At 61.9% G+C, this 23,616-nt stretch carries 24 protein-coding genes and 1 pseudogene; 8 read left to right on the plus strand and 17 right to left on the minus strand.

The features are described from left to right. The first annotated feature begins 119 nt into the window (after positions 1 to 119). The 4 genes from BUE15_RS20245 to BUE15_RS20260 all read left to right on the plus strand — a co-directional run bounded on the left by BUE15_RS20245 (position 120) and on the right by BUE15_RS20260 (position 3,636). Positions 120 to 611, plus strand: coding sequence for a hypothetical protein (locus BUE15_RS20245; RefSeq protein WP_073288948.1), 492 nt, complete (start codon positions 120 to 122; stop codon positions 609 to 611). Between the two features lie 498 nt (positions 612 to 1,109). Continuing rightward, on the plus strand, positions 1,110 to 1,949 hold the full coding sequence (locus BUE15_RS20250) for a CvfB family protein (RefSeq protein ID WP_073288950.1): 840 nt from the start codon (positions 1,110 to 1,112) through the stop codon (positions 1,947 to 1,949). Between the two features lie 368 nt (positions 1,950 to 2,317). Further along, complete coding sequence (locus tag BUE15_RS20255; RefSeq protein ID WP_073288951.1) at positions 2,318 to 2,986, plus strand: NAD-dependent epimerase/dehydratase family protein; 669 nt, start codon at positions 2,318 to 2,320, stop codon at positions 2,984 to 2,986. A 77-nt stretch (positions 2,987 to 3,063) separates the two neighbouring features. Further along, complete coding sequence (locus tag BUE15_RS20260; RefSeq protein WP_073288953.1) at positions 3,064 to 3,636, plus strand: hypothetical protein; 573 nt, start codon at positions 3,064 to 3,066, stop codon at positions 3,634 to 3,636. Between the two features lie 67 nt (positions 3,637 to 3,703). Here BUE15_RS20260 and BUE15_RS20265 read toward each other — a convergent pair whose 3' ends face one another. From BUE15_RS20265 to BUE15_RS20305, 9 genes are all read right to left on the minus strand, one after another. Next, positions 3,704 to 3,919, minus strand: a complete 216-nt coding sequence (locus BUE15_RS20265; protein ID WP_170865328.1) for a hypothetical protein — start codon at positions 3,917 to 3,919, stop codon at positions 3,704 to 3,706. Positions 3,920 to 4,105: 186 nt separating this feature from the next. Then, a complete protein-coding gene (locus BUE15_RS20270; protein WP_073288957.1) occupies positions 4,106 to 5,107 on the minus strand; it encodes a DUF4249 domain-containing protein in 1,002 nt (333 codons plus the stop codon). Positions 5,108 to 5,127: 20 nt separating this feature from the next. Next, positions 5,128 to 7,527: a TonB-dependent receptor gene (locus BUE15_RS20275; protein WP_073288959.1), complete on the minus strand. Its 2,400-nt coding sequence runs from the start codon at positions 7,525 to 7,527 to the stop codon at positions 5,128 to 5,130. Between the two features lie 256 nt (positions 7,528 to 7,783). Then, a complete protein-coding gene (locus BUE15_RS22535) occupies positions 7,784 to 8,449 on the minus strand; it encodes an OmpH/Skp family outer membrane protein (RefSeq protein WP_073288960.1) in 666 nt (221 codons plus the stop codon). Between the two features lie 93 nt (positions 8,450 to 8,542). Further along, positions 8,543 to 9,613 carry a succinylglutamate desuccinylase/aspartoacylase family protein gene (locus BUE15_RS20285; RefSeq protein WP_073288962.1) on the minus strand — a complete coding sequence of 357 codons (1,071 nt, stop codon included), beginning with the start codon at positions 9,611 to 9,613 and terminating at the stop codon, positions 8,543 to 8,545. Positions 9,614 to 9,889: 276 nt separating this feature from the next. Then, positions 9,890 to 10,840 carry a 30S ribosomal protein S6--L-glutamate ligase gene (rimK, locus tag BUE15_RS20290; protein ID WP_073288964.1) on the minus strand — a complete coding sequence of 317 codons (951 nt, stop codon included), beginning with the start codon at positions 10,838 to 10,840 and terminating at the stop codon, positions 9,890 to 9,892. 52 nt (positions 10,841 to 10,892) lie between these two features. Continuing rightward, complete coding sequence (locus tag BUE15_RS20295) at positions 10,893 to 11,369, minus strand: ATP-dependent zinc protease family protein (protein ID WP_073288965.1); 477 nt, start codon at positions 11,367 to 11,369, stop codon at positions 10,893 to 10,895. 66 nt (positions 11,370 to 11,435) lie between these two features. Continuing rightward, on the minus strand, positions 11,436 to 12,560 hold the full coding sequence (locus BUE15_RS20300; protein WP_073288990.1) for a PQQ-dependent sugar dehydrogenase: 1,125 nt from the start codon (positions 12,558 to 12,560) through the stop codon (positions 11,436 to 11,438). Between the two features lie 135 nt (positions 12,561 to 12,695). After that, positions 12,696 to 12,947: a 2TM domain-containing protein gene (locus BUE15_RS20305; protein WP_170865329.1), complete on the minus strand. Its 252-nt coding sequence runs from the start codon at positions 12,945 to 12,947 to the stop codon at positions 12,696 to 12,698. A 271-nt stretch (positions 12,948 to 13,218) separates the two neighbouring features. Here BUE15_RS20305 and BUE15_RS20310 point away from each other — a divergent pair, with 271 nt between their 5' ends. After that, positions 13,219 to 13,677 (plus strand): DoxX family protein, encoded by a 459-nt coding sequence (locus BUE15_RS20310; RefSeq protein ID WP_073288969.1) that lies wholly within the window; start codon positions 13,219 to 13,221, stop codon positions 13,675 to 13,677. 17 nt (positions 13,678 to 13,694) lie between these two features. Here the strand turns inward: BUE15_RS20310 and BUE15_RS20315 are convergent, their stop codons facing one another. The 5 genes from BUE15_RS20315 to BUE15_RS20335 form a co-directional block, all read right to left on the minus strand. Then, positions 13,695 to 14,486 carry an alpha/beta fold hydrolase gene (locus tag BUE15_RS20315; protein ID WP_073288971.1) on the minus strand — a complete coding sequence of 264 codons (792 nt, stop codon included), beginning with the start codon at positions 14,484 to 14,486 and terminating at the stop codon, positions 13,695 to 13,697. Positions 14,487 to 14,553: 67 nt separating this feature from the next. Then, complete coding sequence (locus BUE15_RS20320) at positions 14,554 to 15,102, minus strand: DUF502 domain-containing protein (RefSeq protein WP_073288973.1); 549 nt, start codon at positions 15,100 to 15,102, stop codon at positions 14,554 to 14,556. A gap of 157 nt (positions 15,103 to 15,259) precedes the next feature. Further along, entirely contained in the window at positions 15,260 to 16,144 is an 885-nt protein-coding gene (locus BUE15_RS20325) for a 4-hydroxy-3-methylbut-2-enyl diphosphate reductase (RefSeq protein WP_073288975.1), read from the minus strand. 126 nt (positions 16,145 to 16,270) lie between these two features. Then, positions 16,271 to 16,993, minus strand: a complete 723-nt coding sequence (gene cmk, locus BUE15_RS20330; protein WP_073288977.1) for a (d)CMP kinase — start codon at positions 16,991 to 16,993, stop codon at positions 16,271 to 16,273. Between the two features lie 38 nt (positions 16,994 to 17,031). Further along, a complete protein-coding gene (locus BUE15_RS20335; protein WP_139252463.1) occupies positions 17,032 to 17,433 on the minus strand; it encodes a hypothetical protein in 402 nt (133 codons plus the stop codon). Positions 17,434 to 17,909: 476 nt separating this feature from the next. Between BUE15_RS20335 and ade the strand changes: the two genes are divergently transcribed. After that, positions 17,910 to 19,565 carry an adenine deaminase gene (gene ade / locus BUE15_RS20340; protein WP_073288981.1) on the plus strand — a complete coding sequence of 552 codons (1,656 nt, stop codon included), beginning with the start codon at positions 17,910 to 17,912 and terminating at the stop codon, positions 19,563 to 19,565. A 105-nt stretch (positions 19,566 to 19,670) separates the two neighbouring features. Here the strand turns inward: ade and BUE15_RS20345 are convergent, their stop codons facing one another. Both BUE15_RS20345 and BUE15_RS20350 read right to left on the minus strand, forming a co-directional pair. Continuing rightward, positions 19,671 to 20,093, minus strand: a complete 423-nt coding sequence (locus BUE15_RS20345; RefSeq protein WP_073288983.1) for a response regulator — start codon at positions 20,091 to 20,093, stop codon at positions 19,671 to 19,673. Between the two features lie 45 nt (positions 20,094 to 20,138). After that, a pseudogene (locus tag BUE15_RS20350) lies at positions 20,139 to 21,113 on the minus strand (PLP-dependent cysteine synthase family protein); the annotation flags it as partial. Between the two features lie 325 nt (positions 21,114 to 21,438). On the opposite strand from BUE15_RS20350, the gene sucD reads away from it, so the two are divergent. Continuing rightward, a complete protein-coding gene (sucD, locus tag BUE15_RS20355) occupies positions 21,439 to 22,320 on the plus strand; it encodes a succinate--CoA ligase subunit alpha (protein WP_073288986.1) in 882 nt (293 codons plus the stop codon). An 88-nt stretch (positions 22,321 to 22,408) separates the two neighbouring features. Here sucD and BUE15_RS20360 read toward each other — a convergent pair whose 3' ends face one another. Next, entirely contained in the window at positions 22,409 to 23,146 is a 738-nt protein-coding gene (locus tag BUE15_RS20360) for a hypothetical protein (RefSeq protein WP_139252464.1), read from the minus strand. 205 nt (positions 23,147 to 23,351) lie between these two features. Here BUE15_RS20360 and BUE15_RS20365 point away from each other — a divergent pair. Further along, a partial coding sequence (locus BUE15_RS20365; protein ID WP_073288992.1) for an IS5/IS1182 family transposase occupies positions 23,352 to 23,616 on the plus strand: 265 nt, incomplete at its 3' end.

The following is a 23,616-nucleotide window of genomic DNA, read 5'->3' on the forward strand; positions in this document are numbered from 1 at the left end:
CTCGACAAAAGCCAGATTCCCACGGGCCTGCTCTACGACCGGGTGTTCCCGACGGGCCAGCCCGGCATTCACTAGTAAACCCAGTTGTCCTTTCCCAACCCTTTTCCACTTTTCTAGTGATGCCCACATCCTCCGACAACCTCGACATCACGCTCACCGACGCCGACCTGAAGCGCATCAACGACGCGCTGGATGCCCTGGACGCGGCCCTGGCCCCGGTGCTCATCACCCTCACGGGCAAGCAAATCCAGCGCCTGCCCAAAGCCTCCGACGCCTCGCTGCCCTTCATCGAGAAGGCCCTGGACCTGGCCGAGCAGCAGCCGCAGTTCGCGCCCGGCTACGTGGATATTCCCGGCCTGCGCCTGGACCTGGTGGCCTGGCAGCAGCTGCAAAGTATCGCGCGGCGCCTGCAGCCGCTGGCCACCAACCTGGCCAGCACCACCATCAAGCTGGGCAGCGAAAGCTACGTCATGGCCCTGGCCTACTACAGCTCGGTGCAGCAGGCCGCCAAACAGGGCGTGTCGGGCGCGCAGGATGCAGTGGGCACGCTCAAGCCCCGCTTCGAGCAAAGCACCGCTCAGAAGGCGGCCAAGGCCACGCCCAAGCAGTAGCCGGTAGGGTGCGGGGCTTGCCCCCGCCCGCTGTTGAACGGAACCGTTGTATCGGCGCGCACGGCGGGCGGGGGCAAGCCCCGCACCCTACGAAGCCTCCCACCACGCGGGGCCGGATGAACTTCATCCGGCCCCGCGTCTGGTTTATTCGGCTTCCCGTGAAATTCATGCCCGCTCCTGTGAATTTCATGGGGGCTCCTATGAAATTCACAGGAGCGGGCATGAATTTTATGGGAGCGAGGATAAAAATCATCCGGCGTCGCATGAATTTTATCCCCGCTCCCATGATTTTCATAGGAGCCCGCATGATTTTCATCCGGCGTCGGATGAAAATCATACACGGCCTGCCGCGGTATCCCGCGTGGCCTGTCCGGCGGCGGGCCGGGGCATGGCCGTGCCCGCCCCGGCTTTGCGTAGCTTTGCCCCACTGAAACGAGTAGAAATGGTCCGACTGCTCGCGGTCAGTCAGTCCTGATTCCTAATTCTTAAGTGCTTCCTATGCTTGCCCTCGGTAATTACAACGACCTGGAAGTGGCCCGCGCCGTCGATTTCGGCCTCTACCTCACGTCCGACGACGGCGACCTGCTGATTCCGCGCAAATACGTGCCCGAAGGCACCGAAATCGGGGATGTGCTGCGCGTGTTCGTGTACCGCGACTCCGAAGACCGCCTGATTGCCACCACGCTGGACCCGCTGGTTACCGTGGGGCAGTTTGCGGCCCTCACCGTGCGCGACGTGACGCCGACGGGCGCTTTCCTGGACTGGGGCCTGGAGAAAGACCTGTTCCTGCCCTACCGCAACCAGCGCCGTACCCTGCGCCCCGGGCAGCGCGAAACCGTGTTTGTGTACCTCGATGAGGCCTCCGACCGGATTGTGGCCTCGGCCAAGTGGGAGTGGTTTCTCAGCGACCAGCCCTACCCCGGCAAAGCCGGCGACGCGGCCGAGCTGTTTGTGGCCGATGAGACGGACATGGGCTTCAAGGTGATTGTGGACGGCACCCACCAGGGCCTGCTCTACCACAACGAAGTATTCAAGCCGCTGCGCCTCGGCGACGTGCACACCGGCTACGTGCGCACCGTGCGCCCCGACGGCAAGCTGGACCTGAGCCTACAGCGCCCCGGCCACGACGAAGCTCTGGCGGCCGCCGACACGCTGCTGGCCGCGCTGCAGCAGGCCCCCAATGGCCTGCTCCCGCTCGGCGACAAGAGTGAGCCCGACGACATCTACCGTCGGCTGGGCATGAGCAAGAAAGTCTTCAAAAAGGCCCTCGGCACCCTCTATAAGCGGGGCCAGGTGCAGCTGCACCCCGAAAGTACGCAGCTGCTGAAAGCCGAATAACCTGCATACCGGAGCGCCGCTGGCCCAGTGCCCGCCCGCCACTGGAAGCCTGCTTCGTCGCGTGAGACGGGCAGGCTTCCCTGCTTTATGCCAGCACCTGATTCTGCGCGGAAATTAAACTATTCCAATTCAAAACAGACCAACCCGCAGGCTGCCTGCCGGAGGCGGTAGCGGGAGTTTCGGCCCAGGCAGGCAGGCAACGCCTGAGCGTAGTGCGGCATCTTTGTCAGCAGTAGCCACCCTCCGCCAGCCATTTACGTACCACGCTCACTGTGGCTTGGTGCGCATAGCCGCCCGGCACACCCCGTACTACCTGTTCTGCCCGTTCTGCCGCCCAACGCCTCACTTTTTCTTTCCGCCCCCTTCCCATGCAGAAAACTGCCCTCATTGCCGGGGCCAGCGGCCTGATTGGCAGCCACCTGCTGCCGTTGCTGCTGGCCTCGGGCCGCTACGAGAAAGTAATAGCCGTGGGGCGGCGGCCAGTGCCGATAGTGCATCCCAAACTGGAGCAGCGCATCCTCGACTTCGACCACCTGGAGGAGTACCGCATGAGCCTCATTGCCGACGATGTGTACTGCTGCCTGGGAACTACCATGCGCGAAGCAGGCTCCAAAAAGGCGTTTTACAAGGTCGATTACCTGTATATCGTGAAGCTGGCTGCCCTCACGGCCGGCAACTTTGCAGCCCAGCTGCTGCTGGTATCTGCTATGGGCGCCGATGCTACTTCCCGGATTTACTATAACTGCGTGAAGGGTGAAATGGAAGACGCCGTACGCCAGACTCCGTTCCGGGCCATTCATCTGTTCCGGCCTTCGCTGCTGCTCGGGGAGCGGCAAACCCAACGCCCCGCCGAACGGCTGGGAGCGGCGCTGCTGGGGGTGCTGCACCCGCTGCTCCGGGGGCCGCTGCGCCGGTTCCGGGCCGTGGCGGCCAGCACCGTAGCCCGCGCCATGCTCCGGGCCGCCGAAGCCGAAACCACCGGCGTGCAGGTGCACCCTTCCGACGAAATAGCACGCCACGGCGCCCTCGGCCGCTAACCAACTAACTACCCTACTACGGAATCCATTTGGTACTTTTGCCGGAACATCACTTTTACCAACCTTTCCGTTTTCGTATGAAGCATTTGTTTTTTGGGCTGCTGGCTCTGTTGATTTCGGGCGTACTCAGCCCTGCGTCGGCACAACGTAAGAAAGGCAGCGGGGGCGGCAGCGGCTACACAAACGGACTGGGCCTGCGCGGCGGCGGCTACTCGTCGGGCGTTACGTTCAAGCACTTTATGAACGGCAAAAACAACGTGGCGCTGGAGGCCCTGCTCACCACCGAGTACAAGGCCCGCGGGGCGCGCCTCACGGTGCTGCTCGAAAAGCACCACCCGGTTTCCGACATCAAAGGGCTGCAGTTCTACTACGGGGCCGGTGCGCACCTGGGCTCCTACAAAGGCCGCTATTACTACGTAGAGCGCCTGTACTACGGCAACAAAAACAAGTACAAAGGCTACTACAACGTGTACTACAACGACGACCGGAACTACGTTGTGTTCGGGGCCGACCTGATTCTGGGCCTGGAGTACAAGATGCAGGACCTGCCCTTCGTCGTCGGCGTCGACTACAAGCCTTACTTCGAGGTGTTCGACGGCTACACCGGCTTCTACAACGACGCGGCCATCAGCCTGCGCTTTACGTTCTAAGCAGCCGGCCCTCGCCCGCAAAAAAGCCCGCCCGGTTGTTCCGGGCGGGCTTTTTTATGTATACAGGTTAGCGGCGGCCGCCTCTGTAGGGAACAGCATGCGGGTGGTGGTAGCGGGGCCCCGGATGCACAATCACCGGGCGGGGCCGCACAATCACGGCCGGGCGAACCACCCGCGCCGGGCGGTAGTAAGGCCGATAATAGGGCCGGTACGTGGGGCCATAGTACGCATCATAATAAGGCCGGGGCGGGCCGCTCGTCACGATGGCTCCCGTCGAAGCCATACAGCCAGTCAGCAGGCTGCCTGCGACCAGCAACACCAGGAAAAGCGGAAGTTTCAGAAGAGTTTTCATATCGATAGGCGCCGCTCCTGAATGGAGCCGGCTACTTATACAGACGCAGAAAGCACCCCGAAGTTTAATCAGCCCCTTCTCATTCCGCTGTAAGTCAGGCGCAAAACCAGCCGGCTATCAGAGGGCAATCCGGTAGACGGCATCGGAAGCGCCCCCAAACAGACCATAGCCGGAGCGCACGTTGGAATGCAGCGGAGCCGGCTCGGCAAAGGGGTTGCCATCGGTGTCGTAGTAGCGCAGCAGCGACTGGTAGAAACGGTACGTTTCGGGCGTGATGCTGCTCACGACGACCTCCACAAAGGCCGGATCCGGGATAGTGGGATTGGGGCTGTAGGGGTCGTAGCTGCCGCGGTACTGCAGCTGCACGTCGGCGGCAAAGCTTAGCCGCTGCCCGTTGCCGCCCGCGTCGCTGAACGGATACTGCGAGTAAATGCCATCGGCCGAAGACAGCTGAAACCGGCCCAGATTGATGTCGGGGCCATCAGAGCCGGGGGCATTGTAGTCGCGGTATACTTCGCCCCAGTAGCGGCCGGCGCGGTCCAGCACGCGGGCATAAGCCAGGTAGTAATCGGCGGAGGCCGCATTATCGGTTACGGATACGGTGAGGCGGCCGCTGTAGCTGGAGTAGCCGTTGTTGGTCGTGGAGAGGCCCACGTACTCAGCCCGCTCGATGGAAGGTACGGCCGGCATGGTCAGGGTAGCTTCTACTGGTTCGAGGCCGGCCGCCGAGGCGCGCAGCGTGTAGGTGCGGCCCGGCACGCCCACAAAGTTGCGGGTGGGCATGTAGTAGCCATACAGGCTGTCCTGGCCATAGTAGCCGTAGCCAGAGCGGGCTCTCGAACGGAACTGCTCTACCATCTGCCCACTCTCATCAAAGAGCTGCACGGTAGCGTCTTTGCGGCCCGCCAGCTGCCGGGTTTCGAGCACGCCCTGGCTCCCGCTCACAAACAGGTCACGGATTTCGAAAAAGTCGCGGTATTCGGGCGTGGCGGGCTGGTTGCTGAGCGTGTAGTTCAGGGCCAGGCGCGGCGTGTGGGGCGGCGTATCTACGTCCACCACCGTTTCGCAGCCGCTCAGGGCCAGCAGGGCCGCCGCACAAATCGGGAATATCTTTTTCATCGGATGGAGTACCATGCTGCCTAAAACCGGAACGCTTTGCTGAAGGAAGGAATGATGGGAAACAGCGAAATCTGCTTGTAGCTGGCTTTTTCCTCTTCCACACCATTGTAGGAGTAGCCGCGCTGGAAGTAGAGGTAGTACGGGTTGCGGCGGCTATACACGTTGTAGATGCTGAAGCTGTTCACCACTTCGCCCCACTTCTTCTTCTTGGTTTTGCTCAGGTCCAGGTCGAAGCGGTGGTAGGCCCGCATGCGGTAGGAATTCCGCTCGCCGTAGTCTTCAAACTCCTGGTAAGGCCCCAGCAAAAACCGCCCCTGCGACAACGTAGTGGCGTTGCCGGTGCCGTATACCCACGTGCCGGAAAGCGTGAGCGTGGGGCTGAACTTGTGGATGGCCACCACCGAAATGTCGTGGCGCCGGTCGTACTTGTAGGGATAGATGCGGCCCTGGTTGAGGTCGGGGAAGCGGCGCTTGCTCCAGGCCAGCGTGTAGCCTATCCAGCCGGTGGTGCGGCCGGTTTTCTTCTGCAGGAAAAACTCGCCGCCGTAGGCCCAGCCCTTGCCACTGGTCACCTTGTTTTCCCAGTCGCTGTCTACCGTGCCCAGGAAGCTCGCGCCCTCCTGATATTCGATGAGGTTCTGCATGGGCTTGTAGTAGCTTTCGAAGCTCAGCTCGTAATCCTCATCCTTGAAGCGCACGGTGCGGGCCGCACCTACGCTCAGCTGCTGGGCCCGCTGCGGCTTGATGGTGGGTGTGGCCGGTACCCACAAATCGGTCGGGAGGCCGATGCCGCTGTTGGTGAGCAGGTGAATGTACTGCGTGGTGCGGGCGTAGGCCGCTTTCAGGGCCCAGTCTTCGGTCAGCAGGAAGCGGGCCGCCACGCGTGGCTCCACACTGGGGTAGAGCGTGCCGCGCACCAGAAAGGCATTCACGCGCAGCCCGCCGTTCACTTTCAGCCGGTCAGTGAGGCGGTAGTCGTCTTCGGCGTAGAGCGAGGCCTCGGAGGCCATGGTGCGGGTACCCAGGTTGATCTGGTTGTCCTCTTCCGTGAAGTTGTCTTTCTGCTGCAGCGCGCCGGGCCGGAATGAGTGCAGCGTATACTGGCCCCCGAACCGAATGTAGTGGTCGGGCGAGGGCACGTAGTCGAAGTCGGTTTTGAGGCTGAAGTCGCGGATGTTGGAGAAGTAGCGCAGCGAGTATTTGTCGGTGCGGTCTTGGCCGTTGTTGGTGTAGCGCTGCTCGTCTTCCTGCCCGATGTTGAACTGGTATTTGCTGTAGGTGAAGTGCGTGTTCATGAACAGCTGGTTGTTCACCACGCGGTTCCAGCGCAGCGCCGACGTCAGGTTGCCCCAGCCCAGGCTGGCCTCGGTGCGGCTGTAGTCGCGGCTGCGGCTGGCCCCGTCGCGGATGCGGGCGTAGAACTTGTCGTAGCCGGTATAGGCGCTCAGGTAGAGCCGGTCGCGGCTGCTCACCTTCCAGTTCAGCTTGGCGTTCAGGTCGTGGAAGAAGTAGCCGATGGAGCCGTTGCTGCCATCGGCGGCCAGCTGCGCTTTGATGAACGGCTGGGCCAGAATATCCAGGTAAGTGCGGCGGGCCGAGACGATGAACGAGGCGGTATCCTTCTTAATCGGGCCTTCGAGCGTGATTTTGGAAGCCACAATGCCAATGGCACCTTCGCCGTGAAGCTCCTGCATGTTGCCTTCCTTCATCGAAATGTCCAGCACCGACGACAGGCGCCCGCCGTACCGGGCCGGAAATCCGCCCTTAATCAGCTCCACGTTGTTCAGCGCATCGGCGTTGAAGACGGAGAAGAACCCAAACAGGTGCGAGGCATTGTACACCGGCGTGCCGTCGAGCAGGATGAGGTTCTGGTCGGGGGAGCCGCCGCGCACGTAGAGGCCGGTCTGGCCCTCGCCGCCGCTCTGCACGCCGGGCAACAGCTGCAGCACTTTCAGCACATCGGTTTCCCCGAAAAGCTTGGGCAGGCTCTTGATCTGGGCAATCGGTACGTTGATGGTGCCCATGCGGGTGGTGCGCTCAATGCGCTCCTCGGTGGCCTGGCTCCCGATTACCTTCACTTCGCCCAGCTCGCTGCTCACGGCCCGCAGCCGGAAGTCGTGGGTGGCGCTGCGGGTGGCGGGGGTGGCCCAGCGGCTGCGCTCGTAGCCCAGGTAGCTCACCAGCAGCCGCACCGAATCGGCGGGGGCCTCGGGCAGCGTGAGCGAATAGAAGCCGTAGGTGTTGGTGGCGGTGCCCTGCCCGGTAGCCGGGTTCACGACGGCCACCCCAATCAGGTTTTCGCCGGTGGCGCCGTCGCGCACGTAGCCGCTGATGGTAATTTTGCCCGCCTGCTGGGCATAGGCCGGAGCCGCCGCCAGCACAATTCCGGTGGCCAGAATCGAGCGAAGAAAGAAGTGCATAAAAGTTTTTGAATAGCAGGTTGTTGCAGGGTATAACCGTCAAAGATAGCCGCCAAACGTCAGCTTTAATACCTTGGTATGCACACGATTCTAAAAATTCACCAAAGGTTGCCAGCAAGTCAGTCAGCAGGCTCATATAGTCTGCTGGCTGACTTGCTGGCTATGGTACCAAAGTCTTTTTCTCAGTAGCTGCCAGACAGAAAAGCGCCTGCTCTTGGGGAAGAGCAGGCGCTTATGAAGCGTGTTGCGGGCAGTGTTACTTCTTGCTGCCGGCGTATTCTGCGTTCAGGTACTTAAGGACCTGCGGCGTAATGTCGAGGTCTTTGCGGCCGTAGGCGATGGTGCCGCTGGGGGCCGCAATCAGGATGAGGCGGTAGCCGTTGGCCTTGCCGTACTTTTCAATCTGCTTGTTGAGGCGGCCCAGCACGTTTTCGGTCATCTTGGCTTCTTCTTCCTGGGCCTGCTGCTGCAGCTTCTGCTGGCTCTGCGCTACCTGCTGCTGCTGGGCACCCAGTTTCTGCTCGGTGGCGGCGCGCTGCTCATTGGTCATGCTTTCGCCCTGCTTCTGGTACTGCTGCACGGCCGTCTGGAAGCTTTGCACCAGCTTCTGGTTCTGGGCTTCCCAACCTTTGGCTTTCGCCTCGAAGCTCTTGCGGGCATCCTGCATGCCCTTGTAGCCGTCCAGCAGTTTGCCCGATTCTACGTAGGCTACCTTGTCGGTGTCGGCGGCGGCGGTGGTCAGGGCAGTGGTTTCTTCCGGTTCGGCGGCGGTTTCAGTGCCGCTGGAGTCGGTGGTGGCTGCTACAGCGGGGGCCGTGCGGGCGGGGGCAGCGGCGGGCTTGTTGGCGAAATGCAGATAGAAGAGCACTGCCACGGCAATAGCCAGCACAACATTGATGGCCAGTTGAAGAGAATTTTTCATTTGGGAGATAAGGAAGAAACAAAGAAGCCGCTGCCACCGGCAAAACGGCTCCCCAAAGAAACGAAGCCCGCGGGATTAAATTGAGTAGCGGGCTTAGGGCGCCTCCGGCTCGTCCTCGTCCGGGTCGTCGGGGTCGTGCTCCAGCGGCTTCATGGGCTTCTCCTCGAAGGGCGGAGCCAGGTCTACGCGGCTGGGGGCGGCATCAACGCGGCCTACGTGCACCAGCGCATCTCCCTGGTTTACCACCGGCATGTGGTTGAGCCCGATGACGTAGCCTGCCACCGGCGACTCCAGCCGCACGGCCCGCTCGCCGTACGGGTCGGCCACGGAGCCATATACCTGCCCTTTCTCGATGTAGTCGCCGTTGCGGACCATACTCCGGAACAGCCCCGCAAACTTGGCCCGCAGCCATGTATGGCGCAGACACACGATGCCCGGGTGCTCGGGCCTGGAGGCCTCCGCCACCATGCCCAGGTGGTGCAGTACCCGAAACGTGCCCGCAATACCTAAGTCAATGCCCGGCTCATCCAGCCGCAGCGACTCGCCGGTTTCGTACACGATAATGCGCTTGCCCAATTGCATGGCGGTTTCGCGCAGGGAGCCGGAGCGCAGCGCGGCATGCAGCGTGAAGGGCGCGGCAAAGGCGGCGGCCAGCGCATCGGTTTCGGGGTCTTCGTGCAGCAGGCACCGGATCTGGGGCATGTTGGAGCGCGCCGCCCCACCGGTATGGAAATCGATGCCGTAGTCAATGAGCGGCATGATTTCGCGCATGAAGCGGTGCGCCACGCGGCTGGCCAGGGAGCCGCGCGGGTTGCCGGGGAAGCTCCGGTTCACGTCTTTGCCGTCGGGCACGTCGCGCGAGAAATTCAGGAAACCGTAGATGTTGAGGATGGGAATGGCAATGATGGTGCCCTTCAGCGGCCGCAGCAGGTCGCGCCGGATCAGGCGCCGGATGACTTCGATGCCGTTCACTTCGTCGCCGTGCATGCCAGCCATCAGCAGCACCGTGGGGCCGGGCACGGCGGAGCGAAACACATACACCGGAATATCGATGACCGTGCCCGACGGCAGCCGCGACACCACCAGCCGCGTCAGCACCCGCTCGCCCGGCTTGATGGTGAGGCCATTCAGGCAGATAGCATCGGGCGGAACGGCAGCGGTCAAATCAGCGGCAATTGTAGCGCGAAGCTCCACCTCCGGGCTTTGTAGAACGAACGCACACTGCCGCCGTGCCTACCGGCAGCGGTGCCCTCTGAAGCTGGAGATTCAGACCGGGCTCCGTGTACTGCTTAGGGCCGTGCGCCTGCTTTTTCTTGCGCTGAAAAGCAGAAAACCCGGCGAATATTCTGCCCCCTGAGACTGGCGGCAACGGAAGATAGATAAAGCCACGGGATTTGCGGGGCCAGCCTGCGGGCCGGCCCCACCTACGCAATGGTTCAGCTACAGCGGCGCGTCGGCCTGGCTGTCGGGCATCGACTCTTTCTGGCGCGTTTTGCTGCCGGCTTTCACCTTTTTCCGTTGCGCAATATCTGCGGTGTACTCAATGATTCGGCCCGCAATATCGAGGCCGGTGGCTTTTTCGATGCCTTCCAGCCCCGGCGACGAATTCACTTCCAGCACCAGCGGCCCGCGCTTGCTTTGCAGCATATCTACGCCCGCAATGCCCAGGCCCAGGGATTTGGCAGCCAGCAGGGCGGCGGCCTTTTCGGCGCGGCTGAGCTTCACGAGGGTGCCGGAGCCGCCGCGGTGCAGGTTGGAGCGGAACTCACCCTCTTTCCCCTGCCGCTTCATGGCTCCCACCACTTCGCCGTTCACCACGAAAGCGCGCAAGTCGGCGCCCTTGCTTTCGGCAATGAATTCCTGCACGATGATGCGCGCCTTCAGGTTATGAAAAGCCTCAATAACGGACTGCGCGGCCTTCGCCGACTCAGCCAGCACCACGCCCAGGCCCTGCGTGCCTTCCAGCAGCTTAATGATGACCGGGGCCCCGCCCACCTGCTCAATCATGGCCGGCACTTCGTCGGAATAGTTGGTGAAGGCCGTTTTGGGCATGCCCACGCCGGCGCGCGCCAGAATCTGCATCGACCGGAGCTTGTCGCGGCTGCGCACAATGGCCTGGCTCTCGACGGCGGTGCGCACTTTCATCATTTCGAACTGGCGCACCACGGCGCAACCATAAAACGTGACGGAAGCGCCAATCCGCGGAATAATAGCGTCAATTCCCTCCAGCTTCTGGCCCTTGTATAGAATGCCGGGATGCCCTTTTTCGAGCACCAGATTACAGTGCAAATGGTCCAGCACTACGGCTTCGTAACCGCGCGCGACGGCGGCTTCCACGAGGCGCGTGGTAGAATATAGTTTTGGCTCGCGCGATAGAATCGCCAGTTTCATCAGAGAGAATACAGAGAGGTGAGGGAGGCTGAGAGGCCGGCTGACCGGCGTTTCAGCTGCGGAGAGAGGTGGCGGCCAGATGCGCTTTGGAGGAGACGTTGCGCCGGGACACATCAACCACGAAACGACCGTGGCGGAGCAGCCGGCGCCCGAGCAACACCGGGTATTTCATATCGGAACGGTCGGAGAGAGAAAACTCGGTGTTGAAATCCTCGCCAAATATCCGCAGGATGGCCCGGATAACGTAGCGTTCCTGCACGTCGCCGTTGGAACTTTTGATGTCGCGCAGGCCAAACTCTTCAAATTCCATGGGCCGGCCATCGAAATCGGGGTGCGAAGGGTCGAGCAGTTGCACGTGCAGGCGCTGGCGCCCGTCGGCATCGGTAGCCAGATGGATGTTGGAGCAGTGGATGGCACTCGTGTAGGCGCCGGTGTCTACCTTGGCTTCTACGCCCCAGAGCTGAAACTGCGGAAAATCTACCAGCTCCCGCCGGCCCACGATACGCTTGGCTATGCGCTTCTTTTTCATCGGCGGGTAAGATAGGGCGAGGCGGCCAGAATATGCCCGGTCGGGCTTACTCAGCCCCTAGTTCTTTTAGCCTTTGTAGCTGATGCGGTAGACGGCATCGTTCTGGTCGTCGGATACCAGCAGTGAGCCATCGGGCAGCACCAGCAGGCACACCGGGCGGCCCCACGGCTTCTGGCCCTGCAGCCAGCCTTCGGCAAACGGCTCGTAGGAAGTGGCCTGCTTGCCTGTGGCGTCCAGCTTGACGAGCATGATGCGGTAGCCGATTTTGTTGCTGCGGTTCCAGGAGCCGTGCTCCGGAATCAGAATCTGGTTGCGGTACTGGGCCGGAAACTGCTTGCCGGTGTAGAACTTCATGCCCAGCGCCGCTACGTGCGGCCCCAGCTTGCGGGCCGGCTTCTGGTACGTGTCGGCGGAGCGGCCTTTGCTGAACTGCGGGTCGGGCACGTCGCCGGCAAAGAAATACGGAAAGCCGAAGTGCAGGCCGGCTGTGGCGGCGCGGTTCAGCTCGTCGGCGGGCAGGTTGTCGCCGAGCATGTCGCGGCCGTTGTCGGTAAACCAGAGCGCCTTGTCCTGCGGGCTCCAGTCGAAGCCGACGGTGTTGCGCACGCCCTGGGCAAACACTTCCAGGCCGCTGCCATCGGGGTTCATGCGGTTGATGGTGGCGTAGATGGGCTCCTCGGGCAGGCACGAGTTGCAGGGCGCCCCCACCGGCACATACAGCTTGCCATCGGGCCCGAAGGCAATGTAGCGGTAGCCGTGCCAGTCTTTATTGGGCAGCTTGTCATACACCACCGCCGGCTTGGGCTTCTGCCTGAGGCGCGCCGCAATGTTGTCGTAGCGCAGAATCCGGTTGATTTCGGCCACGTAGAGGGCGCCGTTGCGGACAGCCACGCCATTGGGTGCGTTCAGGCCGGTGGCAACGGTCACGACTTCATCGGCGCGGCCGTCCTTGTTACGGTCGGGCAGGGCGTATACCTTGTCGTCTTTGGTACCCACGTATACCGTGCCGTCGGGGCCTACGGCCAGCTCGCGGGCACTTTTCACGCCTTGCGCAAAGTAGCTGATGGTGAAACCGGCCGGCAGCTTAATCTTGCTCAGGTTGGCATCGGGGGCAGTGGCCGGGCGGTCGGGGGTGGCCGCCGTGAGCAGCGGAGCCAGCAGTAGTACAGAAAGGAGGTGGCGCGTCGTCATATACTGCGTCAAACCACAGTTGCCGCCGGAAGGTTGCCGGCAAACGCCTATCAGCCCCGGCCCAACGGCAAGGCCACCCGAAGAGGCAGCGGGTGCGGCGCTTCGGGTGGCCCTGTGGCCGGCGCAGTGCCTGCCTTATACCCGGCCCTCGCGCTGCTGGCGCAGCAGCCGCTCGTATTCGCGCTCCGAAAGCTGGGCCCGGCCGAAGCCGCCATACACGCCAATGCCGTTCATCAGCACCCCAAATCCCCAGAAAGCAGAGGCCCACACCGGCCACGGAATCGGGTGCGCGGGCCGGCCCGTCAGGGCCCAGATGGTCCACAGCAGCGCATTCACCGTGAGGTAGGTGAACAGGTGCGACTTGAATTTGGCGCGGTCTTTTGCCATACGCCACAGTTGCGGGTCACGGTCAGTGGGTTCCATGGGACAGGAGGTGTGTTGGTAGATGAATGATCAAACCTAGCCGGTTCTTTAAATATACACAATCTACTATTCCTCAAGCCGCAATTATAGCGGCTCAAACGGCGAAAGAGCCAGCCGGACTGTAGCTGGCCTGGAGCGAAGCGTGTGGGCCATTCGCGACGCCGGCGGGCTGCATGTGCCTGAAATTTTGTAAATTTAGAGAGGTCTGTATCTCCCACTGTAAGACAGAACGGCTATGGAACTCTCTCATCGGTTGCCCACCTCCACCCGCCCCCCCCGCACCAGTGCCGCCAACCCTATCTGGATGGATGTGCTGCGTATCCTGCTGGGCTTGTTTTTATTTGTGAAAGGCGCAGCGTTCCTCGACCATACCAGCGACGTGTTTTCCCTGCTAAGCCAGCAGCATAGCCTGGCGGAGCTGAAGCGGGCATCGTTGTTTTTCAGCATTTTCCACATGGCCGGGGGCCTGATGATTGCCATCGGGGCCCTGACCCGGTTTGCGCTGCTGTGCCAGATTCCGATTCTGCTGGGCGCGGTACTGGTGGTCAACTCGCAGAACGGCTTCACGCTGCAGAATACGGAGCTGTGGGTTTCGGCGCTGGTACTGGCGCTGGTGTTGTTTTTTATGATAATGGGCCCGGGCCGCTACTCAGTAGACCACCGGGTTTTTCGGCACCGGCCGCTGGCCCAGTAGCCGCGCGGCAACCGCCGCTAGAAACGCAGCGTGGGGTTTCGGCGCAGGTAGTCAGCCACGGTGTAGAGCAGGCCGGCGTGGCCGGCTTCCAGCAGCACAGTATGCGCGTTGTTCAGGGAACTGATAAACCGGACCAGCCCGGCGTGCGGAATAAGCAGGTCGTGGCGGCCCAGAAAGAACGTGACGGGCACAGGCCGCCGGTTGAGGGTAGCCGCCAGCCGGCGCAAATCGAAGGTGAGCCGGCGGAAGCCTACCCAGCTGCGGTACACACGCAGGCGCTTTTCGCGGCTGTCGAGCTGCCACTCCGCGAAGCGCACAAGGCTGGCCGGCACGAGGCGGCGCTGCCCCAGCGCCCCCAGAAAGCGCAGCAGCCGCTCGGGGCGCAGCACTGCCCGGCCCAGCACCCCACGCATCCAGGGCGGATAGGTGGCCAGCGCGTACCAGAACTGCCGCTGCAGGCCATCGGGCGCAATCAGCCAGATCTGCTCCACCTGCTCCGGATACTGCTCGGCGGCCGTCAGGGCAAACTTGGCGCCCATACTGAACGCCAGAAGACTAAACCGGCTGATGCCTTGCTCGTGCAGAAACTCGCCCAGAATTTCGCCCAGCCGGGCCTTGCTGAGCGGCGTATCGGCCTTCAGCAGGTGGCTGTGGCCGTGGTAGAACAGGTCGAAGGCATACACCGTCAGCTCGTTGCCGAGCAGCGGAACCATAGCGCGCCAGTGCCCGTGCCCCTGCCCGTAGCCATGAAACGCCAGCACCACCCGCGGGCCGGTACCGTAGCGCTGGTAGTGTAGGCGAGTAGGCATAGACTCAGGTAAGGTGTGAAAAAGCGGAAGCAGAGCCCCGACCGGAACGCCTGCCCGCGCCCCTCTCCTATCCCAGCCGCGACACGCCGCCGGACACAATGAACTTCATAACCTCGCTGCTGGGCAGCTCCAGATACGTAACGCTGGCCGGGGGCACCAGCACCAGCTCGCCGGAGAAGTTGTAGGAGTGCGGAAAGTATACGGCTACCAAGTCTTCGCGGTGCAGCGCCTCCAGGTTGTCCTGCGTGACGAAACCCATTTTGTACACGTTGTCCTGGGCATTGAGCCGCACCAGCACCGGGCAGTTGAACTTCTGGTTGTCGCCGACGAAGGCATCGAACAGGTCTTTGAGGCTGGAATAGATGATGCTTACCAGCGGCGTGCGGTGCATCACCCGCTCAGCAATAACCAGAAACGGCCGCACCATAAACGAGCGGGCCACAAACCCCACTATCGTTACCAGGGCCATGGCTACCAGCAGCCCCAGGCCTGGCACTCCGTAGTTGGGAAACAGGTTGTCGAGCCAGCGGAATACCGCGTAGAGAATATAGAGCGTGAGCCCAATGGGCGCCACGATTAGAAAGCCGTTGAGGAAATAGTTGAACAGTTTACGCATGCCGCGAATGTAGCATAGGTTCGTGTAGCGCGAACTTTTTAAGTTGGAGCCGCCAGGCCATCCGCTTCGGAAAGGTGCCAAAAAGCCCGGGCCCGGCCTTCTTCACTGAGGAAGACTGCCGGGCCCGGGCCGTGTAGCTGACAGTTACTGCCGCCGCTTATACCACCGGTTCGGCCACTTCCTCTATCCGGTCTTTCACGCGCTGCATCAGCCACATAGGCGTGCTGGTAGCGCCGCATATGCCCACCGAAGCCGCGCCGTGGAACCACGCTTCGTCCAGCTCCTGCTCGTTTTCCACAAAGTAGCTGCGCGGGTTGGTCTTGTTCACCACCGAGAACAGCGCTTTGCCGTTGGAGCTTTTGCGGCCACTCACGAACACGATTACGTCGTGCTCCACCGCAAACCGGGCCAGGGCGGGCTCCCGGTTGCTCACCTGCCGGCAGATGCTGTCGTTGGCATCAAACGACTCCAGCGAGCCACCGGCCGCCTGAATACGCTGCTCCATCACGGCTTTCATGTGGTAGAAGCCGGCCGTGCTTTTGGTGGTCTGGCTGAAGAGCGTAACGGGCCGCGAGAAGTCCACCTGGTCGAGGTCGGCTTCGGTCATGATGATGATGGCGCGGTTGCCGGTCTGGCCCGTAAGGCCGGCCACTTCGGCATGGCCGGGCTGGCCGTATATCACAATCTGGCCGTTCTGGCGCTGGCTGGCATCGAAGGCATGCTTCACGCGGTTCTGCAGCTTGAGCACCACCGGGCAGGAGGCGTCAATCAGCTCGATATTGTTGCGCAGGGCCAGCTGGTAGGTTTCCGGCGGCTCGCCGTGCGCCCGAATCAGGACTTTGCAGTCGTGCAGGGTTTCGAGTTGCTCCCGGTCGATGATGCGGAGTCCTTTACCGTGCAGGCGCTCCACTTCCATGCGGTTGTGCACAATGTCGCCGAGGCAGTACAGGGTTTCCTCATGAGCCAGCTCGTCTTCGGCCATCTGAATGGCAAACTCAACGCCGAAGCAGTAGCCGGAATTTTTATCAATGGTAACATTCATAGCCCTAGGGGTGCAGCGTACGAAGTATGGTGGGGTGGGTGGGAAAGGCAGAGGCAGCAGAACGGCTATGCAATTCTGATGCCCGGTACTGCCTGGCTACCGGACGTCAGCAACTATTTCTTCCTGCTATACAACCACTTCGCCGCCATTCCGTTCGGCACCGGCCGCCAACGCAAACAGCGTGGCCGATACGCGCTCCAGCACGAAATCCACCTGCTCGTCAATCATCATGTGGGTGGTGTCGAGCAGCACGGCATCAGTGGCGCGGCGCAGCGGGCTTTCGGTGCGGGTAGAGTCGAGGTGGTCGCGTTTGCGCAGGTTTTCCACAATCTCCTCCACCGCCACCTGCTCGCCCTTCACGGCCAGCTCTTCCTGGCGGCGCTCGGCGCGGGTCAGCACTTCAGCGGTCATAAACACCTTCACTTCGGCGTCCGGAAAAACGGTGGTCCCGATGTCCCGGCCGTCCATCACCACGCCCCGCTTGCGGCCCATGCGCTGCTGCTGCGCCACCATGGCGTGGCGCACGGCCGGAATGCTGGATACTTCGCTTACGAGGTTGGAAATCCGCATCTGCCGGATTTCGTCTTCCCGGATCTGCCCATCGAGGCACAGCTCGTTGCGGCCGGTTTTGCGGTTGCGCTTGAAGCTGATGTGCATCTCGTGCAAAGCCTGCTCTACCTGCGGCAGGTTGTCGAAGGCAATGTCGTGCTCCAGCAGGTAAAGCGTCACGGCCCGGTACATGGCGCCGGTATCGATGTAGGCGTAGCCCAGCTCGGCCGCCACGGCTTTGGCCGTGGTGCTTTTGCCGCAGGAAGAGTAGCCGTCAATGGCAATGACGATTTTTTTCATGGCTGATTCGCTCGGCGCGGGGTGGCTGCTGGGTGTGCTCACGAAATCCAGTTTTTGCGACGGGGCGCAGCGGCCAGCCGGTCGGGTACGCCCGCAAAAAACGCCGCTACCGACTCGGGCTGGCCCTTATCGAGTTGCTGCGAAACGCGGTAAAAAGGGTTAAAAAAGCTGTGTTGGTTGATGCCGACGCCGGTAGTGCCATCGGGGCCCTGGGCCCAGGTACCGCTATAGGTTTCCACCATGCACTGCCCCAGAAAGCACCCCAGCGCCGTCACCACACCCTGCTTGTCGGCCGGCGTGATGCCGGGCCGCTGGGCTTCGATGAACTCGTCGAGCCGCTGCACGGCAGCGGCATCGTAGGCATTTACCTGTAGCTGCTGGCGCACTGCTTCGGCCGCAGCAAACAAGGAGGCAAGGGGAGATTCGGGAGTTGAGGACATAGGCAGAATGTTAGCGTACCGGCTGCGCAACGGGCGGCACAAACGGGCAACCCTGCCAGCCGGCGTGCCGGAGGCCAGGGTTTTCGGGTGGTGCGAGGGCCGGTGCCGGAAATGCCGCCGGCCGGCGCTGTGCCAGCCCACCGAAGCCACACAAGCTCAGCAGGACGCACAACAGCACACGATACGACAGGAGGATTTTCACTGATCCGGACTTGGAAAGAGTTTAGGTCGCTTAATGACTGTCACAGGGACAGGGAAGCTTGCCAAATTTGGCTTTGCGCTTCATAGCCGACGTTTTTTTCTGCTGCGGCGTGCGACTGGCGCAGCCCGTAGCAGCGAGGCCCGAACCCAAAACCAGGGTGGCCATCAGCAAAGTCACAATCTTTCTCACCGGCGCAGATTTTCGGCAAATATACGGTTCTTTACCCGTTAGCCGTGGCTCAACCTCAACTTTCCCCCGGCTTCCCTTGCGCCCTATGCCTGCCGATTTCCAGCTCGCCGCCAACGTCATCAATCTGTTTGCCAATACCATAGCCCCGGCCACTATTCACGTGAGCGGGGGCCGGGTGGCGGCCATCGTGCCCACCGGCGCCGCCGCCCCCGACCCGGCCCTGCCCTATGCGCTGCCCGGCTTCGTGGATGCGCACGTGCACGTGGAAAGCTCCCTGCTGGTGCCCGCCGAGTTTGCACGCCTGGCCGTGGTGCACGGCACCGTGGCCACGGTATCCGACCCGCACGAAATCGGGAATGTGCTGGGCGTGGCCGGTGTGGAGTTTATGCTCGAAAGCGGCCGGCAGGTACCGTTCAAATTCTGCTTCGGAGCACCCTCGTGCGTGCCGGCTACGCCGTTTGAAACCGCCGGTGCCGAAATAACCGCCGCCGACATCGAGCAGCTGTTCCAAAACCCCGAAATCGGCTATCTGGCGGAAATGATGAACTGGCCCGGCGTGCTCAACCGCGACGAGCTGGTGATGGAGAAAATCCGGCTGGCGCAGCGCTACGGCCGCCCCGTAGACGGGCACGCCCCCGGCCTGCGCGGCGCCGACGCCCAGCGCTATGCCGAAGCCGGCATCAGCACCGACCACGAATGCTTCACGGCCGCAGAAGCCCTCGATAAGCTGGCCGTGGGCATGAAAATTCTGATCCGGGAAGGCTCAGCGGCCCGCAACTTCGATGCCCTGATTGAGCTGCTGCCCGAGCACCACGAACACCTCATGTTCTGCTCCGACGACAAACACCCCGACACGCTGGTGCTGGGCCACATCAACCAGCTGGTGCAGCGGGCCGTGGCCCTGGGCCATGATGTGCTGAAAGTGCTGCGCGTAGCCTGCCGCAACCCCGTAGAGCACTACCGCCTGCCTGTGGGTCTGCTCCGCGAAGGCGACCCCGCCGACTTTATCGTGGTTGACAACCTCACCGATTTCCGCGTCCGGCAGACGTACCTCAACGGCGAGCTGGTGGCTGAGAACGGCCAGACCCTGATTTCGTCGGTGCCCGGCCGCGAAGTCAATAATTTCCACGCCTACCCGGTTTCTGCCGCCGATTTCCAGCTGCCGGCGCCGGCGGGCAGCAGCCCGGTAGTCCGCGTAATTGAGTGCTTCGATGGGCAGCTCATCACCGCCCGCCACGACCTGGCGGCCCGCGTGGAAGGTGGACTGGTGCAACCCGACGTAGCGCAGGACGTGCTGAAGCTAACCGTTGTGAACCGCTACCATGCCGCGCCGCCGGCGGTGGCCTTCATCCAGGGCTTCGGGCTGAAATACGGCGCCCTGGCCAGCAGCGTCGGCCACGATTCGCACAACATCACGGCCGTAGGCTGCGACGACGAAAGCATTGCGCGGGCCGTAAACCTGGTGATGCAGGCTAAAGGCGGCCTGGCAGCCGTAGGCGCCAATGGCGAGGAACTGCTGCTCCCGCTGCCCGTAGCCGGCCTCATGTCGGGACAGGATGGCTACCGCGTGGCCGCCGACTACGCGGCCATCGATGCGCTGTCGCGGCGGCTGGGCTCCCCGCTGGGCGCACCGTTCATGACGCTTTCCTTCATGGCGCTGCTCGTCATTCCTAGCCTCAAGCTCAGCGACAAAGGCCTGTTCGACGGGGAAGCCTTCCGGTTTGTGGAGGCCGTGGTGTAGCTGCGCGCTTAGCTGGCACCACCTCCGCAGAACAAGAAAGGTCCGTCAGAGTATCTGACGGACCTTTCTTGTTCTCTGAAAGTAGCCCTTCGGCGGGCGCACTACTTACTGCGCCAATGCGAAGCGCTTTTTCATCAGCTTCTCCATTTTTTCCTCCGTCAGGGGCTTAGCCAGGTATTCCACATCGGGGTACTGGGCCACGCGGGCCGTGTCGGCGGCGTGCATGGACGTGGTCAGGACGGCCAGCACGGTTTTCTGCCGGGCATCGGCGGGCAGCTCGTTATAGAGCTTCAGGAACTCGAAGCCATCCATGCCGGGCATCTTCAGGTCCACGAACACCAGCTCCGGCACATCGTCGGCCGTTACACCGGTCTGGTCCCGCCCCCACAGAAACTGAAACGCCTGCTCAGCCCTAGAAAACGTATGGATTCGCTCCGCTACCTCCAGCCGGTTCAGCAGACGATTATTCAGGAAACTAGTGGTTTCATTGTCATCCACCAGCACCACATTGCGCAGCTTCTTCGACATAGGTATAGCGGTTTAAAGCAGAGAAATTAAAGCGGGCGAAGGCTACAGCCAGCCTTGCTCGCGCATCCAGTCGTCGTTATAGATCTTGCCCAGGTAGCGTGTGCCATGGTCGGGCAGGATGATAACCATCGTATCGTCTTCCTTGAGATGCTCGCGGGCGTATTCGAGCGCGCCATGCACGGCCGAGCCGCACGACCAGCCCACGAACAGGCCTTCTTCCTTGGCCAGGCGCCGCGTCATGAGCGCTGCGTCCTGATCGGTTACTTTTATGAATAAGTCAATCAGGTCGAAGTTAACGTTTTTGGGCAGAATATCTTCGCCGATGCCTTCCGTCTTATAAGGATAGATTTCGTTTTCGTCGAAGATGCCCGTCTCCTTGTACTTCTTGAATACGGAGCCATACGTATCGAGGCCGACGGCTACTACAGCCGGGTTCTGCTCCTTCAGGTACTGCGCCGTGCCGCAGATGGTGCCGCCCGTGCCTACGCCGCAGGCCAGGTGCGTGATGGTGCCTTCGGTCTGCTTCCAGATTTCGGGGCCGGTGCCTTCGTAGTGCGCCGCCGTATTCGACATGTTGTCGTACTGGTTGGGGTAGAACGAGTTGGGGGTTTCCTCGCTCAGGCGCTTGGCCACCGAGTAGTAGGAGCGCGGGTCTTCGGGCGCCACATCTACGGGGCACACCACTACCTGGGCGCCCACGGCGCGCAGAATATCCTGCTTCTCCTTGCTTTGCTTGTCGCTCATCACGAAGATGCACTTGTAGCCCCGCGCAATGGCCGTCAGGGCCAGGCCCATGCCGGTGTTGCCGCTGGTGCCTTCGATGATGGTGCCACCGGGCTTGAGCAGGCCGGCCTTCTCGGCGTCCTCAATCATTTTCACCGCCATCCGGTCTTTCACCGAGTTGCCGGGGTTGACATATTCTACCTTGGCCAGAATAGTGCCTTTGATGCCATCGGTAACGCTGTTGAGCTTCACGAGCGGCGTATTGCCAATGGCCTCAATGATATTGTTCAGGTACATGCGTAAGCGTGAGAAGTGAGAGGGGAATTTGGGTGAGCAGACTACAAAGGTACGGATTTCAGGCGGGTGCCCCAGCGTTTTGGCGGGGGCGGGGCCGGCGCATTTGGCACCGGCGGCGGTGCCAAATGCGCAGTTCTGCAGCAATTTGCCGGGCCCTGAGCAGGGCGCCCGCGCTGTTCCTGCCCGCCAGGCCAATATCCTGTAGTCTTTCCTGTTACTGCCACCTTGCCCCGCCCCCAAAAAAGGCTACTTTTGCACACCGGTTGCCCACGGGTGGCCGCCAACCCCACCCCCAACCGAATAACTCCTCTAACCCCCTCTTCTAATGAGTGTTCTGGTAAACAAGGATTCTAAAGTGATAGTACAGGGCTTTACCGGCTCTGAAGGCTCGTTCCACGCGCAGCAAATGATTGAGTACGGTACCAACGTGGTTGGCGGCGTAACGCCCGGCAAAGGCGGCACCATGCACCTCGACCGTCCCGTGTTCAACACCGTAGCCGAAGCAGTGGAGCAGGCCGGTGCCGATACCAGCATCATCTTCGTGCCCCCGGCTTTCGCCGCCGACGCCATTATGGAGGCTGCTGATGCCGGCATCAAGGTTATCGTTACCATCACCGAAGGCATCCCGACCAAGGACATGATTGCGGTGAAGGAGTACCTGAAAGGCCGCGAGGGTCTGCGCATGATCGGGCCGAACTGCCCCGGCGTAATGACCGCCGGCGAGTGCAAAGTGGGCATCATGCCCGGCTTTATCTTCACGAAAGGCAAAATCGGTATCGTTTCGAAGTCGGGTACCCTGACCTACGAAGCCGTAGACCAGCTCACCAAAGCCGGCCTGGGCCAGACCACGGCCATCGGCATCGGCGGTGACCCCATCATCGGCACCACCACCAAAGAAGCTGTAGAGCTGCTTATGAACGACCCCGAAACCGAGGGCATCGTAATGATCGGCGAAATCGGCGGTGGCATGGAAGCTGAGGCCGCCCGCTGGATCAAGGAAACCGGCAACAAGAAGCCTGTGGTTGGCTTCATTGCCGGCCAGACGGCCCCTCCCGGCCGCCGCATGGGCCACGCCGGTGCCATCGTAGGCGGTGCCGACGACACGGCTGCTGCCAAAATGGCCATCATGCGTGAGTGCGGTATCCACGTAGTGGATTCGCCCGCCGAAATTGGCGACACCATGCTGCGCGTACTGGCCTGCAAGTAATTCCGCCTTTCGCCACAGAATAAAAAAGCCCCGGCCTGCGCCGGGGCTTTTTGCTTGGGTGCTGTACTGGTTTACTCGCGGGCTTTGCTCACTGCTTCAGCAGGTGCGGCCGAAACACAACGCCCACACCAATAAGGGCCGTGACAGGCGTCAGGTTGCGGTGGTCTGGCTGGGTGCGGTCGGCGCCGATGGGGGCTGAGAAGCCGAACGTAGCCTGGCCCTGCAGAGCGCCCCGCCCAACCCGCACGAACCAGGTGGGCTCTACGTAGAAGCGGCTGGACGGCTGCACGGCCACACTGTCGCGGCGGAGGCGGCTATAGTCGACGAGCGTGCCCCGCAACGACATGCCGAAGCTGACCCGCTCCAGCTGCCGGGCCACGTACACCTGCCCGTAGTAGCGCCGGTAGTTGGCCTGGTAGTGCACCAAAGGGCCCGAGAAAAAAAGGAGGTTAAAGTTTGGGTCGTAGATGTCGGCTTTGGCAAACCCGATGCCGCCCACAGCGGCCAGGTAGGTAGCCTGCTCTTTGCCCAGCAGCCGGTAGGTGCCCACGCCCAGCCCCGCCTGCCGATGCAGATTGTGGTAATTAAAGGTTACGCTGTTGCGGGTTTCACTGCCATTGCTGGTTTTCAGCGCCGATTCGGCCGTGAGCAGCAACCGCCCGGCCGGCGACCAGGCCGCCCCGGCTTCTAGGCTGGACCCGCGTAGGCCAGCCGTCAGCTCCACTTCGCCTTTGTTGCGCAGCAGAGGCGTGGTGGGCGTCGTAGGAACGTACACGGCACAACCAGTCAGGGAAAGGCCGCCAGCTGCGAGTAATAATGCTTTCATAAGCCGTTAGGTAAAGAACACCTGAAGTAGGGCTTTCCGCAACAAACTTCCGCATCAGAATAGGCGAGCAGCAGACTTTAGCAGCACTTTGTCTCTCGCGGGCAGGTCTATCGAAACGCTGTGCAGTGGGGCTGCAGGCGTTTTTTACGAGCCGCAAACCTGACTTTAGAGCACCTAACAAAACCGGTTTTCGTATGCTGGTGGTATGGCAAAGCAACTGGTATCGGATGAGCTATGGGACATGGTGGAGCCGCTTCTTCCGCCAGTTCCCCCGCGTCCCAAGGGCGGGCGGCCGCGTGTGGACGACCGGGCCGCGTTAACGGGTATTCTGTTCGTGTTGCGCAGCGGTATTCCGTGGGAGATGCTGCCGGCGGAAATGGGCTGTGGCTCGGGCATGACGTGCTGGCGGCGCTTGCGCGACTGGCACGAGGCCGGCGTGTGGCAGCGCCTGCACCAGGTGTTGCTCGACC

This window comes from Hymenobacter psychrotolerans DSM 18569, assembly GCF_900142395.1.
Lineage (GTDB): Bacteria > Bacteroidota > Bacteroidia > Cytophagales > Hymenobacteraceae > Hymenobacter > Hymenobacter psychrotolerans.

Bases quoted from the DNA above. Each gene is read 5' to 3' on its own strand.
- BUE15_RS20335 (WP_139252463.1), bottom strand. From the start codon at position 17,433: ATGTCCTCAACTCCCGAATCTCCCCTTGCCTCCTTGTTTGCTGCGGCC.
- BUE15_RS20250 (WP_073288950.1), top strand. From the start codon at position 1,110: ATGCTTGCCCTCGGTAATTACAACGACCTGGAAGTGGCCCGCGCCGTC.
- BUE15_RS20265 (WP_170865328.1), bottom strand. From the start codon at position 3,919: ATGGCTTCGACGGGAGCCATCGTGACGAGCGGCCCGCCCCGGCCTTAT.
- BUE15_RS20305 (WP_170865329.1), bottom strand. From the start codon at position 12,947: ATGGCAAAAGACCGCGCCAAATTCAAGTCGCACCTGTTCACCTACCTC.
- BUE15_RS20295 (WP_073288965.1), bottom strand. From the start codon at position 11,369: ATGAAAAAGAAGCGCATAGCCAAGCGTATCGTGGGCCGGCGGGAGCTG.
- BUE15_RS20310 (WP_073288969.1), top strand. From the start codon at position 13,219: ATGGAACTCTCTCATCGGTTGCCCACCTCCACCCGCCCCCCCCGCACC.
- BUE15_RS20325 (WP_073288975.1), bottom strand. From the start codon at position 16,144: ATGAATGTTACCATTGATAAAAATTCCGGCTACTGCTTCGGCGTTGAG.
- cmk (WP_073288977.1), bottom strand. From the start codon at position 16,993: ATGAAAAAAATCGTCATTGCCATTGACGGCTACTCTTCCTGCGGCAAA.
- BUE15_RS20345 (WP_073288983.1), bottom strand. From the start codon at position 20,093: ATGTCGAAGAAGCTGCGCAATGTGGTGCTGGTGGATGACAATGAAACC.
- BUE15_RS20300 (WP_073288990.1), bottom strand. From the start codon at position 12,560: ATGACGACGCGCCACCTCCTTTCTGTACTACTGCTGGCTCCGCTGCTC.
- BUE15_RS20315 (WP_073288971.1), bottom strand. From the start codon at position 14,486: ATGCCTACTCGCCTACACTACCAGCGCTACGGTACCGGCCCGCGGGTG.
- BUE15_RS20320 (WP_073288973.1), bottom strand. From the start codon at position 15,102: ATGCGTAAACTGTTCAACTATTTCCTCAACGGCTTTCTAATCGTGGCG.
- rimK (WP_073288964.1), bottom strand. From the start codon at position 10,840: ATGAAACTGGCGATTCTATCGCGCGAGCCAAAACTATATTCTACCACG.
- BUE15_RS20260 (WP_073288953.1), top strand. From the start codon at position 3,064: ATGAAGCATTTGTTTTTTGGGCTGCTGGCTCTGTTGATTTCGGGCGTA.
- BUE15_RS20255 (WP_073288951.1), top strand. From the start codon at position 2,318: ATGCAGAAAACTGCCCTCATTGCCGGGGCCAGCGGCCTGATTGGCAGC.
- BUE15_RS20245 (WP_073288948.1), top strand. From the start codon at position 120: ATGCCCACATCCTCCGACAACCTCGACATCACGCTCACCGACGCCGAC.
- ade (WP_073288981.1), top strand. From the start codon at position 17,910: ATGCCTGCCGATTTCCAGCTCGCCGCCAACGTCATCAATCTGTTTGCC.
- BUE15_RS20275 (WP_073288959.1), bottom strand. From the start codon at position 7,527: ATGCACTTCTTTCTTCGCTCGATTCTGGCCACCGGAATTGTGCTGGCG.
- BUE15_RS20270 (WP_073288957.1), bottom strand. From the start codon at position 5,107: ATGAAAAAGATATTCCCGATTTGTGCGGCGGCCCTGCTGGCCCTGAGC.
- sucD (WP_073288986.1), top strand. From the start codon at position 21,439: ATGAGTGTTCTGGTAAACAAGGATTCTAAAGTGATAGTACAGGGCTTT.
- BUE15_RS20360 (WP_139252464.1), bottom strand. From the start codon at position 23,146: ATGAAAGCATTATTACTCGCAGCTGGCGGCCTTTCCCTGACTGGTTGT.
- BUE15_RS22535 (WP_073288960.1), bottom strand. From the start codon at position 8,449: ATGAAAAATTCTCTTCAACTGGCCATCAATGTTGTGCTGGCTATTGCC.